We start from the raw sequence: 18,474 nt of genomic DNA on the forward strand, positions 1-18,474 counted from the left end.
ACTTCAGGCCGTTTCGCGGGTCCTTGCCACGTTCGCGATCGCCTCGTTGAAAGGCTTCAGCGCGTCCTGCAGCGGATCGAATACGCGCCGACGAATCTCGGCGTAGATTGCCACCCAGTCCGGGTCCGGCTCAACGACATGCTCGCGCCGTTCGATACCGGCGCGTGCCGCGTCCAGGTCCGGCCAAAGCTCGGCCGCGATGCCAGCGAGAAGCGCCGCGCCTAGCGCAGTCGCCTCCGGCTGGTCGACTACGACAAGCGGCGCGCCGAATACGGCCGCTTTGATCGCGACGAGCAGCGGATTGCGCGAACTGCCGCCGATCAGGCGATATTCGCGCGGACGTCCGACCCCGGGAAGTGCGGCAAGTCCGTCCACCACGCGGCCTACCTGCAGCGCGATCCCCTCGAGTACCGCGCGATAGACCGCGCCGCGGCCGCTGCTCGCGGTAAGCCCGATGAAGGCGCCGCGCGCGGCAATATCGGGTGCGGGCGGCGGCGCATAGGCAAGATGCGGCAGGAAGACCACACCGGCGTTGCCCGGCCCTTCTGCGCGCGCCTCATCGATGAGTGTTTGATGGGGCGCAGCGCCGAAAAGGGCTCGCAGCCACTCCACGGCGCCACCAGAACTGTTCATCGTTCCGCCGAGATAGTAGAGCGGCCGATGCGTCTCCACCGCGCCCTGAACATAGCCGCCGCGGACGACCTCCTGGTCCAGCAATGGGCGTTCAGTCATCATGAGCAGCGCCTCGGCCGTACCGAGGCTGTCGAGGACCATGCCGGGGCTTGTGAGACCTGCCGCATAGGAGCCGACAAGATGGTCGTGCCCGCCGACGGCGACGACCGGCTTCCCAGCAAGCCCGGTCCGGTCGAGGACTTCACGACGAACGGGCCCAAGCAGAGAACCGCTTGCCTTGATAGGTGGCAGCAGGGTTGGCTCGATGCCGGCATCCGCGACCAGCCCCTCGGTCCAGCGCCGTCCTTTCAGATCAAGGCAGAGCGTACGCGAGGCGAGTGTGAAATCGGTCGCCGCCTCACCCGAAAGGCGGAAGGCGATCCAGTCCGCAATGCAAAGCACTCGCCGTGTATGCTTCAGCGCATCGGGCCAGTGCTCCTTCATCCACAGGAGCTTGCAGAGGGTCAGCGTCGGATCGATCGGTAGGCCGGTGATCTCAAAAACGCGTTGCTTGCTTATTTTCTTGGCGAGAGCCGTCGCGGCGATCTCGCTGCGGCCGTCGAACCAGACGGGCGCAGGGGCGAGCGCGCGGCCGCGTTCATCAACGAGTACGCAACTTTCCCCGACGCTTGCCACGGCAAGTCCAGCCACAGGCCGGCCCCGCACCTGCTGCCCGATCTCCGATAGGCAATCGCACACGCAGGCAAAGAGCGCGTCCGGATCATACTCGCCGCTGCGGCCGTCAAGCATGTGCGCCGGGGTCGGGCGGTGGGTCGCAACAACCTCGCTACCGCGCAGGTCGAAAGCGATCGCGCGGATCGACTGCGTCCCGACATCGATACCCACGATCAATGGCGCGGAAGATGTAACCGGCTTTGCCTTCAATGTCATGGAAACGCCTGGTCTTATGTTGATAACACTGAACGCTTCCAGCTCGCCAGTCCAGCAACTCCGGGACCAGATAAACTGACTTGAGTCCAATCCATCCCCGAGTTCTGCGGTAGTGCCCCGCGCGCCGAGCGTCCCTTGTAAGTCGAGGGGGGCGGGTGACGGCTCTGAGAAGAACTTCCGAGCCGAATAACGTGGGGATTGCTCGAAGATGGTGCTGTTCAGCTGGCCGCCAGTATGAGCGGGAGTGCATTCAAGCAGCCAGCGGACGTTGCAGGAAAAGTCCAGTCGACACGCCGCAACCGTTGACTGGCATCGCCCCGAATACTGCCGAGGTCCAGCTCACGGGTGGGTGTTGGTTTTCTGGATAGGTCGCCATGCGACGGGCGATCGCGGAAGGTCTCCGAACTCGGAGGAGGCGTAGTCCCGGCCTTCCGGGGTGATGATATGGACGTCGTAGCAGCCTATCTGGGCAAGCTCCCTGGCTTTCGTCAGGGCCGCTTCGGCGGTTTTTCTGCGGTGTGCCAGTTCGCCGTGCTTGCACATGCCTTTGACGGTGAAACTCATTTCTTCTTCTTCTTCTTGTTCTTTTTCATGCTATCGGCCTGGGCCCGGAACGCCTCGGCCAAGGTCTTCATCTGATTTGCCACAAAGGCGTCAGCAGTGCGTGCGGCTGCCTTTTCGGCCACCTCAGCCTGCTTGCGGATGTCCTTTACAGCTCCCATGGGGGTTTAATTTCGAGGCCCACAATGTTGTTCCGCATTCCGGTCTCTCACAAAGACGTCGGGCCTATCGCCGTCCGACTGGATGAAGGTCATGGCCCTTCGTCACCGCTTCACAGTCCCAAGCGCCACGTCAGCGTTGGGGCCGTTTCTCTTTTATCACTTGCCTTTCCGCCGACGCATTCGAGAAATTAACCAACGCGCCACTGTTTGCCGGCCCGCTGGATGGTCGCACGTAGTGCGTGTCGTCCGATCATCAAGCTGGCGGAGCCGCTGAAGCTGATCTCTGAGGCTCACGGGCAACTCTTGCTCCCTGAGACATGCTTGTAATCTCTCACCGATCTCTCGAAGGATCGCGCGTCTGAGTGCTTCGTCGATATGGCTTTGCATGGCGGAACCTCTTTGTTCCGGCGAAATCTGCCCAGTGATTGTTACCGTGCATAACAGCGGAGGACGCTCCTCGCATGCAACGCCGCTGGTCGAGGAATGTTCACATAAGTTAATGAGAGGACCCACAGACCAGGACGCTGCCAACATCGGCTGCGTGCGAGACCTGTGGATCGGACCCGGTTGCTCTGGACCAGCCGTTCGACAGCCCAATGCTTCAAGGGCGTGAATGCAGGTTGCCAATTCGGTAAACGAGTAACTCGGAATAGTTGGACAGGGAAAATGAGTGTCCTAGACTGATTTGTTACTACCGGCCGCTCCAAGCCCGGAACCTGTTCGAGGAGGACCTTTCAGGTGCGCGTCAAGGCGAAGGATGGACTGGACCTGATTTCTCCCCCGATCGGATGGACCGGCGTGGTGCGCTTCATCCACATCACGCCGCGTGCGTTCCTGCCAATGCGGTCGATGTCGGCAGTCACCTTAATCGCCGGCAAGGGTATTGAGGGCGATCGCTACATGACCGGGGAAGGGTTTTATTCGCACCTGCGCAACGCCGGCGAGCAGGTCACCCTGTTCGAGTTCGAGACGCTGATCGCACTCAGGCGCGACGCCGGAGTAGAATTCGCTCCACGACTTATCCACCCTCATTCGAAAAACCAGCTCCAACGAAATCAAACACTTACGACGTCCGGTCTTGGCCGGTTTGGTCCCGTTTGGCCTGATTTCGGGTGCTTTTTCCGACCAACTCCGCGGCCACGATTCCGGAATCTCAACGTACCCGGATACCATTTGACGTAAGGACTTTTGCTCCTGTTTCGGTCCGTCACGGAAGTTCTCCCGACCGATTAACCATCTCCGATGCCGGCACTGGACTGCGGCCTTCATCGGTGCCAAATTGTAACCGATAGAAGTCCTTCCGCCAGGAGTTTCGCCATGCCGTTCGAGCCCCGGATTCGAGTTGACGGACCGCCGCGTGACGTCGTGCCCGAGCGGGTCCGTCTCCGGCCGCTGGTGTCCGACTGGTCCGAGCACGAGCTCATTACGCTGCCTGAAGTTGTGGCTCTGTTCTGGCCGGGCGGCGGCGGCCCCGTGACGCTGACCACGATCCGGACCGCGGTCCGGGACGGCGATCTGGACATCGTGCCGATCGCCGGGAAGTTCTTCACGACCAAGGCGGCGGTGATCCGGATGGCGACCCCGCGCCCGCATCCGGCACCGACGTCGGCTACGATGCCGCCGCCGTCCCCGCCTCCGGCCGACGCGCCGGCGCCGGTAGTACCCGCCATCGACCCGGTGTTGGAACGGATCCGGGCTCGTCGCCTCCGCGCCAAGAGCCGCTCTTAGACACGGCGGTTTCGGAGAGGGCACGGTCGGGCGCCCCGTCGTCGCCACGCCCAGGGACTCCATCGCCAGCGGCATCGCCCTTCGGCCGGGCGCGACACCCCGTACTGTCGACAACTCGCTTCGACCACCCGCGGAGTCGGGTCGACGCCGTAAGCCATGTGCTTAACGAAGGCGCGAAACCTCGGATCGGATCCACCCTGTTCTCAAGGCACGCTCAGAAGTCGTCGTCTGCGCTCGCGTATGGCCATCGATCCGAAGAGGGGCATCCGTCTTCCCAAAACTTGTAAAGGGTGCCTTCCCAGATGACCAAGACGGCCTTGAACTTGTCCTTGGCCGGCTCGGTACCGGCTCGGAGGATGGGGATGCCTTCCTCCACGTAGGCGCCATAGCATCCCAAGTTGACGTAGACGACCAGGGCGGTTCCGGGTGGATAATCCTTGCCCACCTTCTTGGTCACGACCCGGTCGAGCGCCGCCGGGATCGCCTCGAACCGCTTGCGCCATTCCTCGACCGGATCGGGCCGCCAGCCCAAATCGTCGGGTTCGTCGCCGCGCCGACGGCCATCCATGTCGGCTTCGGTGGCTTCGAACTGGAGGACTCGATCGTCCGTCTGGATCTCGAAGTCGGGCCTTTCATCGGGCACCAATCTGACCTGGTCCGACGACAGCGCCGACGCGACCCGGGAGGCGATCCAGGCGTCGCGCAGGAAAGCCAACCCTGGTTGCCGGAAGTAGGTCTGCCGCGAGATCCGCCCTGGTGCCGAGATCTCCTCGACGCGTGCGCGGAAAACTCCCGTAGGCGTCCAACGCGAGAGCTCGTCTCGCCAGACGCCGAGGGTCTCCTTCCCGATGCGATCTGCGTAATCCATCTCTGGTCTCTCGCTGTCGCCTCTCCAACGGGGCGCCGCCGAAGGATCGCGAGCGAATGCTTCGTTTATCGCGCGCAGCAGGGAGACGAATGCAGGGAGGACGTCGGCTATCGAATGCTCGTCCTGCGCCCTTTTGCCTTGCCCTCGGACTTGCGGGCCTCTTCGGCCTTCAGCTTCTCGTCCGCCTTCAGCTTCCGACCGGCCTTGCGTAGTTCGATTTGGGCCTTCATCTCTTCGACGACCTTCGCCTCGCGACCTCGCTCCTTGAAGCGGACGCCGGCGCCTTCCTTGCCGCGGGTCGGAACGAATTCGATTCCTTGCTTCTCCAGGAAGCTCGCCAGCTCCTCGACGATGGCCACACGCCGGGCGTCCATGGTCGCCGACGAATGGCTCTCGATGAGGATGATCGTCTTGCGGGCGAAGCCCGACTTTTCCGCGAGCTCCTCCTGTCCCCAGCACAGAAGGCCCCGCGCCGCGCGGAAGAGTGCGGGCGTGGGCCAGACCTTCGACATGTCGATGAGTTTCGCCATTCTGGATCCGGGTCGGTCGCCTGCTTCTGCCGGTGATTCGGCGAACACTAACCCGTCCGCCGACGAGTAGACAGAAGCCAGCGGGGGCGGGACGCCCTTTTCCCGTACGCATGTCTTGCGCCGGCGAACCCTTCGCGAGCCGGGCAAGCGAACCCCGTGATCATCGTCGATGCCACCGCCGTTGGGACGGGGCAGCCGTCGCGTTCCGTTAACCTTGTGGGTTACAAAAAGTCACTTATGCCTTGCGTCAATCGTTTTCGTCGGTTACATTTTGGGCGTGATGACAGGAGACACGATGCCATACCGTCAATACATCGCGAGCGACGCCTGGCTTACTAGCCCCGCCAGGTTCGAAGCTCTGCGCTCGGCCGGATTCCGCTGCCGTCTGTGCAACGCGCCTTCGTCGGAGATCCCGCTTCAGGCCCATCACCGCACGTACGAGAACCTCGGCGACGAGAGCCCGGACGATCTCACCGCGCTGTGCCGTGATTGTCATCGCGACGTACACAACTTCCTCAGTGCCCGTCTCTACGCGACGCTCCAGCCGCCGACCGTCGTCGACGTCGTCATCCACGCCCGTGCGCCGCTGTTCGACGCCTCGTTCGCGGGAGAAGCGGCATGAGCGCTGAGCGGTTGACCCTGAAACTCGAGTCCTTCGGCCCGCTTCTGATGAACGCATCCCGGATGGCCGACCCTCTCGACCCCGACGCGATCAAGCTGGCCGCGGTGACCGGCAAGCGCAAGAAGACCGCGGCGGATCACCGCCGGATCGCCGACATCGAATGGTTCGGCAAGATGTGGACGCACGATGGTCGCCCCTGCTTGCCCGCGGACGCGCTGGAAAAGTGCTTCGAGGACGCCGCCAAGACGCGCAACTTCGGCGCCACGCTCGCCGGCGCCGTTGTCGTCGATGCGCCCGCGCTGCTCGAATACGACGGACCGCGGGACATCCGGAAGCTCGCCAAGAACCCGGACTTCAGGTTCAGGAAGCTGGTCCGCGTGCGCCGCGCGCTGACGCCGCGCACGCGCCCCTATTTCGCGAGCTGGCACGCCGTTGTCCACGTGAGCTTCCTCCCCACCGTGATCAATCGCGAGCAGGTCGTGGACATCTTCCGTGTGGCCGGGTCGCAGGTGGGCGTCGGCGACTGGCGCAAGAAGCATGGCCGCTTCACGGTCGAGGAGCTGCTCCCCGACTGACGAGTCCCCCGGCGGGGCGTGGCCCGGTGAGGCATGCCATGGCCCGGCGTGGCGAGGCGAGGGCGGTGGTGTCCCTTGGGACACCACCGCAAGCATCGTCCCCCGAATTTCGAAGGCGCGGTGCATAGCGGCGCAGACAGGAAACCTGATGAACGAAGAGAACGATCGGAGCGACGCAGCAGGGAACCGTTCCGGTGACATCGAAGCCTGGGAGGACGCGCTCACCTTCTGGCGGGGGTACACCGCCGAGATGTTCGACGACGAGCTGAAACGGCGGATCCACGACTGCGTCGCGCTCATCGGCTCCACCATCGAAGACTGGCGCGCCGCTGTCCGAGGGGACGCCACCGCGGCGATCAAGATCGCCTTGGGTATGCGGATGCCCGAGGAGGTCGATGCGAGGCTCGATCTGACCATGACGATGCTGTTGGCCGTCGCGTTCGAGGACTCGGCTGCGGCGTCGGTCATGGCCGACCTCATCGAATGCGCCCCGCTCGATTCCGTCGATCGCGCCGGGCTGTCGACGAGCTGGAGGCTGCATACCATCTGGTGCGAAAGTCGGCTCCGCAACGCGCGCAGGCGCCGCCAACTGCACCGTGGCCACGGAGGCGGCGTCTGATGCTGGCCCAGCTCTTCTCGGACCTGCATGCGGACTGGCGGGCCCCCAAACCGATAACGGTCGGCGCCGGCGTCGATGTCGTCATCGTGCCGGGCGACGTCTGCGAAGGCGCGCGCAACTCCTTCGTGGCGTTGCGCCGCATCGTCCCCGTCGACATCCCGATCGTGTTCGTCATGGGAAATCACGAGTATTATCGCAGGTTCGTTCTCGACGAGCTGGATGAGGCCCGTCGTGCAGCGCCCGATCACAACGTGGTCCTGCTGGAGAACGACACTGCCGTCGTCGGTGCCGTGAACGGCGTCGGCGGCGTGAGGTTCATCGGCGCCACCGGCTGGGTCGACTTCCGGCTCTTCGGCGACCACCGCATGGCGGCCGCCATGGCGGCCGCGCGCGATGGCATGAACGACCACCGGCGGATCGGATGGCGCAAACGCCCGTGGGGGCGCTTTCGCCCTCAGGAAGCGGCGGCCATGCATGCCCAATCGCGCGCCTACATCGCGGCCGAGCTCGCCGATCCGCGCGCTTCGGCGATGCCGGTCGTGATCGTCACCCACCACGCGCCGAGCTTTCGCTCCGTCCCCGAACTTTGGAAGGACGATCCTCTGACGCCCGCCTTCGCCTCGACGATAGCGGACGACCTGCTTTCCGGTCCGCTCGACGGAACGGACGATCTGCGCTCCAACCCGCAGGAAGCGACCGGGCCGACGCCGCGAGTTGACTTCTGGTTTCACGGCCACGTTCACGCCTGCTCCGACTACATGATCAACCGGACCCGTGTGATCTGCAACCCGCACGGTTACGGCGACGAGGTCCAGGATTTCGATCCAGGCTTGATCGTGAAAATCAGCTCCTAGTCGGGGAAGGACGCGGAAACTCCTAGTAATGCAAAAGATCCCGAACGATGCGAGCCGTGTCACCGAGGCGGACTTCGACCTCGAAAAGGTGGACGAGAACCGGCTCAAGCCGATCGCGGAAGATCGCTACGACAAGCGTGACCCGCGGATGGCGCTTGCTGCCGCCGCCTTCGAAGCGGCTACTTCGCCGTCCGTTCGCCGGAAGCTCGCCGACAGCAAGCAACCGATCGCGGTCGTGGTCCGAGTCCCCACACCGGCCTGGGTCGCGCCGGTTGCCGACTATTGCCAGAAGGTTTTCGGCCGTTCCTGGATACTGATCTCCCGAGACGGCACCGATCGGCAGCATCGCTCCGACAAGGGATCGGACGTGGTGGCCTTCGAGCTGACGAAGCACTCCGTTGTCGGCGTCGCCGCCGATGTCGGGGTCCTGCCGTCCACGCTGGTCGCCGCGGCCGACCTCACGATCGAGCTCGGGTCGTCCGGCTCGGTCGTGAGCGACGCCGTCGCGCGCTTCGGCGGCAAGCCTCACAACGTCGATTTTTCCGGGCTTACCGTCGTTGGCGTGGACTTTCCCGATATCCTGGCGACGTTTCGGTCCGGGTGGTCTGCCCGCAAGATCCGCGATCGCCTGGCGGTGACGTCGGGGAGGATCGGCGCGGACACCGCCGCACACGACCTGCCCGACCTGCGCCTCGCAGTGGAGTTCGGAGAGGCGCGCCGCTGGGCGTTGGCACTTGCGAAAGACATCGAGGATTATCGCGCGAAAAGAATTCCATGGTCCGCTCTGGACCGTGGCGCCGTGGTCTTTTCAGAGCCTGGCCTCGGCAAGTCGCTTTGGGCGAGAATGGTGGCGCGGGAGTGCCGGGTTCCCTTGTTGGAATCTTCAGTGGCTGAGTGGTTCAACGGAACCGGCTACATCCACGACGTTATCCGCGCCGAGCGCCTGGTGTTCGCGCAGGCGAGGACGCTTGCATCTCAAGCGGATTCTGGCTGTTGTATTCTATTTCTAGATGAGTGCGACGCGATCCCAAATCGCGCAACGATGTCGGATCGCAACAGGGACTACTGGACCCCAATCTTGGGGGACATCCTGACCAATTTGGACAACGGCATAGCCGGCACCAGCAACGGTAAGAGCAAGAGGACCGGCATCATCGTCATAGGTGCAACTAACCGGATCGCCGATCTCGACGCCGCGTTGATGCGTCCGGGGCGTCTCGAGCGCGCGATCGAGATTAGGAGGCCCGACTTCGTCGGAACGCTGAACATCCTGCGTTTTCACGTCGCGGGAGACGTCGCCGAGCGCGATCTCGAAGAGATAGCCGGCCTGATTGAGGGGGCGACCGGCGCGGAGGTTATGCAGTATGTGCGCGATGGCCGCCGAATCGCGCGTGCTCGTGGCGGAGCACTTTCCCCGGCCGACCTGAGAGCCGCGGTACTGCCGAAGAGCGACTTCGCCCCCGACACCCTGCGGCGGATCTGCGTCCACGAAGCGGGGCACGCGGTCGCCACCTTGGCGTTGGGCTGCGCGGTGGTGAAACGCTGCGTCGTACGCAGCGGGACAGATAGCTTGGGCGAGACGCTGTCGGAGACGACAGAGAACGATCTACCCACCAAGAGCGACATCGAAGATCGTGTCGTGGCGATCCTGTCGGGGCGGGCGGCTGAGGAAATTGTATTTGGAGTCGTGTCCGCCAACGCGGGCGGCGACATCAAGAGCGATCTAGCGACCGCCTCGCGCTTCGTGGGCGTCCTTCATTTCTCCGTGGGACTCGGTGGTTCGCTCGTTCATGTGGTGGGACCAAACGACATCCATCAGCTTTTGAGGACGGACCCACTCCTGCAACGAAAGGTCGGTCGGCATCTCAAGGCGCTATACCGGCGCGCACTCCGCATCATGACGGATCATCGTGGCGCAATCGAAGCAGTTGCTCAACAACTGAGCAAGCGCAGGCATCTCTCCGGCGATGAAATCCGCAGAATCTACGAAGCTTCGATTGCTGGGCGCGCCGTTGGTTGTTCACTTCGGCAGTAGGCAAGCAGTAGGCAAGGTGCGCGTCAAGCCGGCGCCAACTCGCAACCTGAGAGATCATTTAGCAGTCGGACCGCGGCTCTTCATCCATTGTGGAACGAGCGGTCCGCCGTCTCCGTTCCGCATAGGGCACCGTCAATTCTGCGATGGCGTAGCCCTGGGAGGCCAGAATTGGAAAGCTGACCGCGTCGAGCTTGCGCACCTGCACGCTCGGAATCGATTCGAAACTTTATTCCTAAACGATAGGTCACCGCTGACGCAGACGGCTCGCTGCGCTCGGAAGAGGGATGCGAATCCCTCCCTCTCCGCCATAATAAAACGGCTTCGAGAAAGCCCCGTAAAATCAGGCCTTACTGCACGCCAGAGGTCTCTGGTGTAGCCCCTGAGTGTAGCCCAAGGATGACCCTAACCTGCCATGGCAGGCTGAGAGTTTCAATATCCGTGGGTGATTGGCGTTAATGAGCGACCTCAGGGCCGAGTCCGCACCAAGGGCTAGGTTGATTGGCGGCAGTGATCGCGAGCGGGCGGCCATTTTGGCCAATGTAAGATCGCTTACTCAAGGCGAGCCGATGCACACGTCTTCGGTGATTGACCCCGCTACTTCCGGGCACGGCGCAGAGCAGCTTCCAGCTTTTCTCTCTCCCGCTCCCATCGCGTAGCTTCGGCCTGCAAGTGTTTGTCGATTGTTCGCGCTCCGCGTGCAGTCCGGCTAACCTCTCGTCGTGCCCTCGTTCGGCCTTCTGAAGAGCGGCCTCTGCTTTCGCTGGCGTCGCCTCGCGGCGTTCGAGCTTTCTTTGCCGCGCAGTCGCGTTGGCGCTCGGCCTCACGGCGCTTCTGCTCCTCTCGAAATCGGCGGCGGCGTTTCGCGCGTTCCGTTTGCTGATCATGGGAGAGGGACGCTTTGCCGGCTTCGTGCGACGAATTTCCCGCCGAGCCCCGTCCTTGCCGTTTCCCAGGTCGGACGGCGCTCGGCGAAGCGCCCGCTCGATCCCGCAGGCCGCTTGACGTATTTGTTCAGCAGCTCTGAGCGCCTGCGGCGGAACGTTCGGCTGTTATAGGCAGGGCTCCTACGGAAGTGTTGAGAACAGTTGGCGTACTGCTCGGATCTCGGGAGTGTCGTTTCTCTCCTCCTTGAACTTGGCACAGATAGGGCTGAGAAGATTCCACGCCTGAAGTTTCAGCCCTGATGCAGCCCACGAAGCCGCCAAGCCTGTGGCGGATCTTAATTCCCAGATCGCCGCCCCTGACGCAGCGAGATCTGCAGGGCCTGCTTGAGGAGTGCCTCGGCGAGCGCAGCTGATTGGGACAACATCGCGCTGCACACTTGGGATATGAACCAATCAGGGGCGACACCAGTCGCCTGATGCAGCGCGGCCTCGCTTACGACCTTTCGGGCGTGCAGGATGCGAGGCTCGACCCTGATGACGTTGCTGAAGTGCTTCGGCGATACCCGAGACTCAATTTCAAGCGGGCGTTCAACGATATGCTCAATCATGAGCTCGACTGCAAGCATCCGTATCCACACTGATCCACATCTGCTCGCGCATCGCGCACAACAGATTGCCGCTCACCATTGTGGATGCGCCGGTCGTTCTTGGCTGGGCGCCGTTCGACGAGTGAGCGGACGTTTTCCAACAGCGCTCCTTCCGTTCTCGCCTCTGATCGTAGCGACTCTAGAATAGCCGGTGCGCTAGTTAGCGAAGCGCAACTTACCACTTCTGTTTCCGCGGCGGCAGAAGAGGTGGGTTTCGCTTCGCTCTACCCACCCTACGAGCTATTTCACCTCACGCAATCCCGTGAAGGCCTGCTGCAGCTTTTGCGATGCATCCGAGAGTTTCGTCCGCGTTGCATCGAGCCAGGCACGATCGGCCGCGAGGCGATCGCGCGCGCCCTTGAGCATGCGCGCGACCTCGGCCGGCTGCGGGCCGCCCAGGCCCTTGCTCGCTTCGACCATGTTCTCCGCGCTGAGCGAGCGGCGGAATTGCTCTTCCGACAGCGGCAGTTTTGTCTCCATCTTCGCAGCCGTCGCGATGTCCACGTAAATCCGCTGCGCTTCCGCATACGGAATCTGGCTCGCACGCAGACGATGGCCGCGACCGTAGTTGACCAGCTCCGATGCAAAATGATGCCCGATGCGGAAGGGCACGTCGGCCTCGCGCTGCAGGGTGTCGGCGAGTTCTGTTGTGGTGGAGTAGTCGCTATTGACTTCGTCGAGCGCGCGCTCGGGGCGGAAGCGCATGGTGCGGATCATGTCCTCGGCATGCGCGAACAGCGCCGCCTTGTCCCGCAGCATCACGTTCGGATATTCCTTCGGGTTGCCGAAATCCTTGTAATCGCTCATGCCAGGCTCGACATTGTGGGCGATGATGGCGAAAGTCGCGGCCTCGCCGATCAGCGTGCTCGCCTCCGCGCGCAGCCGCACCAGCCCGCTCGGATTGCGCTTCTGGGGCATGATCGAGGAGATGCCGGTCTCGTTGCCCTCGGTCAGGATGATCCACGGCTCGGTCTGGGCATATTGCGTGGTGACGTCGGCGATGAAGGCGCCGAGTATCAGCGCGCTCGATATCGCAAGGCCAGCCAGCTCGGCGCCGCCGTCGATCGGCGAAACCTGATTGGCGTCGAGCGAGTTTTCGACCGGTGCATCGAAGCCGAGCAGTTCGGCCAGCCGCGGCCGGTCGACCGGGAAGCTCGACGTTCCGAGCGCGGCTGCGCCGAGCGGCGACTGGTTCAGCCGCGCATAGGCCTCGCGCATCCGAGCGGCTTGTCGATCCAGCGCGTTGGCATAGGCGGAGACATAATGGCCGAGCGTCACCGGCTGCGCTTGCACGCCCCAGGTATAGGCCGGCAGGATCGCGTTGGGCGCCTGTGCGCCGAGCGCCAGCAGTGCGTCGCGCATGCCGTTCAGCTTCTCGAAAGCGGTAAGGAAATCGTCGCGCGTGATCAGCCGTTGTGTGGTCGAGCCGATGTCCTGCCGGCTGCGCCCGGAATGCAACCGGCTGATGTCGGGCCCGCCCGTCGCCATCAGGTCTTTTTCCACGACGAGATAATCGCCGGAGCGTGCCGCCCCCGGCGCATCGCCCGCGCTATCGACCTTGTTGATCGCATCAAAGATCTTGGTGCCCAGCGGCTTCGGCACGATGCCGCGCTCGACAATCATCACGGCGGAGGCCTTGTTGATCTCCGACAGCCAGAAGAAGCGGTCGCGCGGGGCGGCCTGTGACGGGACGATGAGAGCGGCCGACAACAGGATTGCAGCGGAATGAGCGCGCATTGCGATAACCTTCCTTGTTTTCCGCCTTATGACGCGAAGTGCTTCCGGGCGCCAGCGCAATGCAGCCATGAGCCTGCTCCATTGATCTCGTGCGCGGGATCAGCATGATTGACTCAGTAGTACTAGAGAAGCCTACAATCGTGATTGTCGCCGAATACAAACAGCCGAAACCGGAGCCCGACCGTCGAAATAGCGCCAGATTGCTCCCAATGCCCATTGCGAATGAAAGGTCGACCTCGCGCAACTATCCTCCCGCTTCTTAGCTCCGATGAGCGCTTCAGCCGCACCGAACACCGGGGTCGACAGCGCGGCAGTGTGCGGGTCGGCCACGCCAGATGTGTACAACACGATTCCCTCACTCGCTTGAACCCTGGCGGTCGACCGGCGAAGTACTTGCGCAACTGCAGAGTTATTCATTCATTGGCCGGATCTCGCCGGGCCGCGCGCGCATTCGAATGCGATTCGCTCTCTCGACGCGAAAAAGACAAAGCCGCTCATCACCGTGAGGAACGCAAAACATAGCGGTATCGCCGCTTTGATCCGCAAACTGCTCCAAAGTCGGCACCACGTGATCCTGCAGGCTGAAGGGCTGAAGGCTCCGCCGTTCCGGACGCTCATTCTTCTCTCAGGCGGAGGAGGCTGCAGGCTCGCTGAGAATGGTCGGAGTAGAGCCTGTTGTCATCAAGGCGAGCGCTTGCTCCCGAAGCTTGCTCTTCATGATCTTACCCACCCCCGTCAAAGGCAGCGGTTTGTCGTCGATCCATACTCTTTTGGGGCATTTGTATGCGGCGATATGGGATCGGCAGAATTGTCTAATATCGGGTTCGGTCAGTCTGGCGCCCGGATCGCGCACGACAAAGGCGTGCACTGCCTCGCCCCAATGCGGATCTGGAACGCCGACCACCGCGCAGCTCCGTACGCCGGGCAAGGCTTCGAGCACGCGTTCGACTTCGCCAGCGTAGACGTTTTCTCCGCCCGTGATGATCAAATCCTTCAACCGGCCGACCACAGCGATATACCCATCCTCGTCACGACGGCCCATGTCGCCGGTTCTCAGCCAACCGTTGCGCAAAACCTCCAATGTGCGTGCAGGATCTCGCCAATAGCGAGCCATAACACCCTCACCACGTACAACGATTTCGCCTGTCTCACCAGGAATGCATTCCCGGTCGTCCTCGCCGAAGATGCGAACGTCGAATCCGGGGAGCGCAATGCCGGCCATGCTCAGTCGCTCACGTCTTGATTTCTCTAGACGGTGGGCCTCTGGTGGCAGGGTCAGGCAGGAACCTCCGGCTTCCGTCTGCCCGTAAACCTGGTGAAAAGAGGCGTTTGGCAGCTCTTGAATCGCGCGCCGCAAGAGGGGCTCGCTGATTGGCGACGCTCCGTATCCGACATGTTCGATGCGCTGAAGTGTTGCCTTGTGGCCAGAGACGTTCTCGAGGAGCGTGGCTAGATAGGTGGGCACGAGGCCTAGAACATTTACACCGTGATCGGCGATCGATGCGAACACATCGTCAGGTTTGGTGGAGCCGGGAAAAACATGAGTCCCGGCGGCCAGCGTGATTCCGTGTGTGTGCGTCAGCCCAGATAGATGAAAGAGGGGGCTGATGTGAAGATAAACGGACATCGTGTCGTGGCGCATAATATCCAGCAAAATCTCTGCCTGTCTCAGAAATGAGCGCCCAGTGAGCATTGCCCCCTTGGGAGTACCCGTAGTCCCTCCCGTGTAAATGATGCCGGCAATCTCCCGATCTTCGCCGGAACGGAGGATCGTTGGCATAGATGGCAGGCGGCCCGTCGGCGTAGGCTCGCGGAGCTCGTTGAGATTCTCTATCTGCAGCGCGCGAGAGATTTGGCATTCGGCCGCGATTGTGTGCGCAGTATTGGCGTGCGCCCCATCAAACAGCAGAGCGGCAGCCTCGACATGAGAAAGGATGGCGCCGAGTTCGCTGGACGACAATCGTGTGTTCAGGGGGACCAGGACGGCTCCCGCGGCCCAGACGGCATAGGTCGTCGCAAGATGGGCCGGAGAATTTCCAGCCAGCACACAGACATGCATACCGGGTCTAAGGCCGTCCTTTATTAAGGCGCGCGCAATCTGAGAAACCCGCCAGGCAAAGGCGGACCATGTCTCGGAGCCTGCTTGGGAAACGACTGCTACGCCGTTGGGATTCCGGCGCGCCGCGCTCCAGACAAGGGTTTCAACTGTGGGCGTTTCCATCATGTTCATGTTCGTCTTCTTCTGTGGGAGGCCAGGCGTCGGTGCGAGAGCTTCTGAATTTAGGCTACGCTTCCGCAGCAGAGGTGCATAGGTCTACGCCGCGATTGACGAAGTTACTGTCTAGACGGTAAGTTAATTTTAGCGCGCACGCAAAGGCGGCACAGGTGCTCGGGGCTATTTCCGGGCAAGTCTCAAAAAGCCTGATCAACACGGATGATATATGCTCGAACAGATGAGGGTGCTAAGCTTTTCACATTGGCTTCAGGGTCCAGCCGCTTCCCAATATCTGGGCGATATGGGCGCCGACGTGATCAAAGTGGAGCCACTCGAGGGCGCTTTCGAGAGACGATTCAGCCCCGCGGGAGCCTATGTGGATGGACATTCCAGCAGCCTCTTGGCAGCAAACCGCAATAAGCGGTCAATTGCGATCGATTTGAAGCATCCGAAGGCCAAACGGATCATTCATCGGCTCGTAGAAACGATTGATGTTGTTACCGAGAACTACCGCGTCGGTGTTCTCGACCGTCTAGGCTTCGGGTTCAAGGATCTGCAACGGACGAAGCCCAATCTCATCTATGCATCCGCCACGGGTTGGGGTGTGCATGGTCCTATGGTTCAAGAACCAGGACAGGATTTGCTTGCCCAAGCGCGTACGGGCCTGATCGCAGCGACCGGCGATCTTGCTACGCTACCGTCGAGCGTTGGTGCCGCGATCGTCGATCAGCACGGCGGGGCGCTTCTGGCGCTCGGCATTCTTGCAGCCTATGTGAAGCGCCTTGCAACCGGTGAGGGGACGCGGGTCGAATCGAGCCTCCTTACATCTGCAATCGATCTGCAAGCCGAGACGCTGACCCATTTCTTCGCTCGGCGGGCAACGCGGGCGAATATCGAGCGAGACCCGCATATCGGGCTTTGGTTCTCCGATGCTCCCTATGGCGTCTACCGGCTGTGCGATGCGCACATAGCCGTCAGTGCGGGAGGGAAATTCGAAGACCTGCCTAGGCTCCTCGGCATTCCGGAATTGGCAGAGCTCGGACCGGACGGCCGCAAAACGCGGCGGGACGAATATGCCAAATTGTTCGCCGCGAAACTCGAGACGATGACATTCGACGAAGTTGCTGCAGTGCTGACGTCGCAGGGGATCTGGTTCTCACGGATACAGTCCTATGAGGACCTCCCCGATGATCCCCAAATTGCGGCCATTGGAGCATTAACCCACGTTCCGGTTGGGGAGGCCCACGCGACGCTAGTCACTCACCCCATTCGGTATGATGGCGAAGTGCGCCCAGTGCGCCACCTTCCGCTCGCTCTTGGCGGTTCGACGCGGGCGGTGTTGCAAGAAGCCGGTTATACGGAAGACGAGATCGCTGCCCTCGCGGCCGAAAAAGCCATTGGGGTCGCCGATCCCAACTAACCGAACACTGTGGGAGCTTGCCAAGGTATGGACCGAGCCCACGGTGAGTGCATTAGCGGTTCATCAACGCGCGGAAACCTTCACAAGCACGTACGTGAGGTGCTTCCCTTTGGCGACGAGGAAGTTGTGTGGAATCTTGGCTGGGATGTGAACCAAGTCACCTGGCGCGAGCGCGTGCCGCTCCCCGCCCTCGATTCCCGTGCCTAGGTACTCGCCGATGCCCGGGCCAGCCTTGGGCTCGATCATTTTGCCGCCCAGGACCAACGCGCCCTCCCCGCTTTGCACAATGACGACATCGACAAAGTTGTCATGCTGCTCAGGGAGTCCATCCGCGTCCCGATAAAGCATTCGGAAGCGGTAATGGCCGTAGTCGGCCAGCGTTTCCCGCGCGGAGTTATCCGCACCGACCTTCTTGGATAGCGCCTCGTCTCGTTGCTTCAGTTCGGCCGGCTTCCACATGGCGAACCCCACCGGGTCCGCAGCCAAGGCAGGGGCAACAAGAAACCCGGCGGTGAGGAAACAGATGGCGGCCTTCATCGACGGAGCTCCTTTGATGTAGTGGAAGCCTGGGTTGTCTGGCTGACGATAGCGATGGGCCGCGCACCACGGCGAGTCGACCGCGGGCGATGGTGCGTCGGCTCAATCGCAAGGTTAGCCGGCTCGTGTTTTCTGAAATCATCACTTGAGTTCTATGACGACGGCTCGCGGTGGACCTTGGGTGGCTTCCTCGGACGGAACGTCAGTACCTGCCGGGACATATAGAACATCACCGACATTCCACCGCGTGTCGTTTACCGCCGCACCCTCCGGAGATTGCCGAATGACGCCACCCTTCAGAAATACGACAACTGCGTCTCGACCCTGCTGCCGCCTCGGGATCTGTTGACCCTGAATCCAAGTTACGTCCCACACGGCGACCCGCTCGTTCTCCAGTCCTTTCGTGGCTCCGTTCCGTGGAAAGCCTGATCTGGTAGCAGCCGCCTCTGCCGGTCTCGGAACCGTTTTCAGTTCCACCATGATGGCCCGTCTCTCTTGGTCGCCGACACCCTCTTCAGCGTGAATCGTGCCCTTCGGATTGAACCGGACAAACCCAAATGGAGCGGGCCGACCAACAGAAGACGTTCCGTCTCGTTCCATAATCTTCACTGCCCCTTCAACCAATGTGACTGAGAGATAGTCGACGGGGTGTTCATGAAGTACGGCGGCCTTGCCCTTTGGCCACGTCGCATCCCAGATAATGACGCGACTATTCTCCAGTACCTTTCTCGACCCTTCGCGCGGAAACGCCGGCGGGAGATCCTCCGCCTTAAGAGACGCTGTGAGCGCCACGCTTGCCAGGGCGAAGAGGATGCCGCTCTTGAGAATTGTTCTGTTCTTCTCCGAAGGTCGGCACACCACGCTCGGCTCCTACAGCTCGGTCGGAACTGACACGCTCAGCTGCCCGGCAGCGGTGTT

Annotated in this window: 18 protein-coding genes; 8 read left to right on the top strand and 10 right to left on the bottom strand. The window is 62.1% G+C overall.

The genetic code is table 11. The annotated features are described in order from the left end of the window. Positions 1–3 precede the first annotated feature (3 nt). From QA640_RS02610 to QA640_RS02620, 3 genes are all read right to left on the bottom strand, one after another. A complete protein-coding gene (locus tag QA640_RS02610) occupies positions 4–1,563 on the bottom strand; it encodes an FGGY-family carbohydrate kinase (RefSeq protein ID WP_283039222.1) in 1,560 nt (519 codons plus the stop codon). 339 nt (positions 1,564–1,902) lie between these two features. Continuing rightward, entirely contained in the window at positions 1,903–2,127 is a 225-nt protein-coding gene (locus QA640_RS02615; RefSeq protein WP_283039223.1) for a hypothetical protein, read from the bottom strand. Continuing rightward, a complete protein-coding gene (locus tag QA640_RS02620) occupies positions 2,124–2,285 on the bottom strand; it encodes a hypothetical protein (protein ID WP_283039224.1) in 162 nt (53 codons plus the stop codon). Before QA640_RS02620 ends, QA640_RS02615 begins: the two co-directional genes overlap by 4 nt. 738 nt (positions 2,286–3,023) lie before the next feature. Between QA640_RS02620 and QA640_RS02625 the strand changes: the two genes are divergently transcribed. Together QA640_RS02625 and QA640_RS02630 are read left to right on the top strand one after the other, a co-directional pair. Continuing rightward, positions 3,024–3,467 (top strand): hypothetical protein, encoded by a 444-nt coding sequence (locus QA640_RS02625; RefSeq protein WP_283039225.1) that lies wholly within the window; start codon positions 3,024–3,026, stop codon positions 3,465–3,467. A gap of 135 nt (positions 3,468–3,602) precedes the next feature. Then, the gene (locus tag QA640_RS02630; protein WP_283039226.1) at positions 3,603–4,013 is read left to right on the top strand and encodes a hypothetical protein; all 411 of its coding nucleotides are present in this window, start codon (positions 3,603–3,605) and stop codon (positions 4,011–4,013) included. A gap of 214 nt (positions 4,014–4,227) precedes the next feature. On the opposite strand, the gene QA640_RS02635 is transcribed toward QA640_RS02630, so the two are convergent. Both QA640_RS02635 and QA640_RS02640 read right to left on the bottom strand, forming a co-directional pair. Next, positions 4,228–4,728, bottom strand: coding sequence for a hypothetical protein (locus tag QA640_RS02635; protein ID WP_283039227.1), 501 nt, complete (start codon positions 4,726–4,728; stop codon positions 4,228–4,230). Between the two features lie 260 nt (positions 4,729–4,988). Then, positions 4,989–5,411, bottom strand: coding sequence for a hypothetical protein (locus QA640_RS02640; RefSeq protein WP_283039228.1), 423 nt, complete (start codon positions 5,409–5,411; stop codon positions 4,989–4,991). Positions 5,412–5,706: 295 nt separating this feature from the next. Between QA640_RS02640 and QA640_RS02645 the strand changes: the two genes are divergently transcribed. The 5 genes from QA640_RS02645 to QA640_RS02665 all read left to right on the top strand — a co-directional run bounded on the left by QA640_RS02645 (position 5,707) and on the right by QA640_RS02665 (position 10,116). After that, entirely contained in the window at positions 5,707–6,033 is a 327-nt protein-coding gene (locus QA640_RS02645; RefSeq protein WP_283039229.1) for an HNH endonuclease signature motif containing protein, read from the top strand. Next, positions 6,030–6,608, top strand: a complete 579-nt coding sequence (locus QA640_RS02650) for a hypothetical protein (protein WP_283039230.1) — start codon at positions 6,030–6,032, stop codon at positions 6,606–6,608. The genes QA640_RS02645 and QA640_RS02650 overlap by 4 nt, the downstream gene beginning before the upstream one ends. Positions 6,609–6,756: 148 nt before the next feature. Beyond that, positions 6,757–7,227, top strand: a complete 471-nt coding sequence (locus QA640_RS02655) for a hypothetical protein (RefSeq protein WP_283039231.1) — start codon at positions 6,757–6,759, stop codon at positions 7,225–7,227. Further along, entirely contained in the window at positions 7,227–8,081 is an 855-nt protein-coding gene (locus QA640_RS02660) for a metallophosphoesterase (RefSeq protein WP_283039232.1), read from the top strand. The genes QA640_RS02655 and QA640_RS02660 overlap by 1 nt, the downstream gene beginning before the upstream one ends. A gap of 88 nt (positions 8,082–8,169) precedes the next feature. Beyond that, entirely contained in the window at positions 8,170–10,116 is a 1,947-nt protein-coding gene (locus QA640_RS02665) for an AAA family ATPase (protein WP_283039233.1), read from the top strand. Positions 10,117–11,335: 1,219 nt separating this feature from the next. Here QA640_RS02665 and QA640_RS02670 read toward each other — a convergent pair. From QA640_RS02670 to QA640_RS02680, 3 genes are all read right to left on the bottom strand, one after another. Further along, positions 11,336–11,608: a hypothetical protein gene (locus tag QA640_RS02670; protein WP_283039234.1), complete on the bottom strand. Its 273-nt coding sequence runs from the start codon at positions 11,606–11,608 to the stop codon at positions 11,336–11,338. 279 nt (positions 11,609–11,887) lie between these two features. Beyond that, complete coding sequence (locus tag QA640_RS02675; protein ID WP_283039235.1) at positions 11,888–13,384, bottom strand: argininosuccinate lyase; 1,497 nt, start codon at positions 13,382–13,384, stop codon at positions 11,888–11,890. Between the two features lie 625 nt (positions 13,385–14,009). Then, positions 14,010–15,614: an AMP-binding protein gene (locus QA640_RS02680; protein WP_283039236.1), complete on the bottom strand. Its 1,605-nt coding sequence runs from the start codon at positions 15,612–15,614 to the stop codon at positions 14,010–14,012. 211 nt (positions 15,615–15,825) lie between these two features. Between QA640_RS02680 and QA640_RS02685 the strand changes: the two genes are divergently transcribed. Further along, complete coding sequence (locus tag QA640_RS02685) at positions 15,826–17,019, top strand: CaiB/BaiF CoA-transferase family protein (protein ID WP_283039237.1); 1,194 nt, start codon at positions 15,826–15,828, stop codon at positions 17,017–17,019. Positions 17,020–17,082: 63 nt separating this feature from the next. Here QA640_RS02685 and QA640_RS02690 read toward each other — a convergent pair whose 3' ends face one another. Together QA640_RS02690 and QA640_RS02695 are read right to left on the bottom strand one after the other, a co-directional pair. After that, positions 17,083–17,556, bottom strand: coding sequence for a hypothetical protein (locus QA640_RS02690; RefSeq protein WP_283039238.1), 474 nt, complete (start codon positions 17,554–17,556; stop codon positions 17,083–17,085). Positions 17,557–17,697: 141 nt separating this feature from the next. After that, positions 17,698–18,417: a hypothetical protein gene (locus QA640_RS02695; RefSeq protein WP_283039239.1), complete on the bottom strand. Its 720-nt coding sequence runs from the start codon at positions 18,415–18,417 to the stop codon at positions 17,698–17,700. Positions 18,418–18,474 lie beyond the last annotated feature (57 nt).

Origin of the sequence: Bradyrhizobium sp. CB82, assembly GCF_029714405.1 — a bacterium.
Taxonomy (GTDB): Bacteria; Pseudomonadota; Alphaproteobacteria; order Rhizobiales; family Xanthobacteraceae; genus Bradyrhizobium.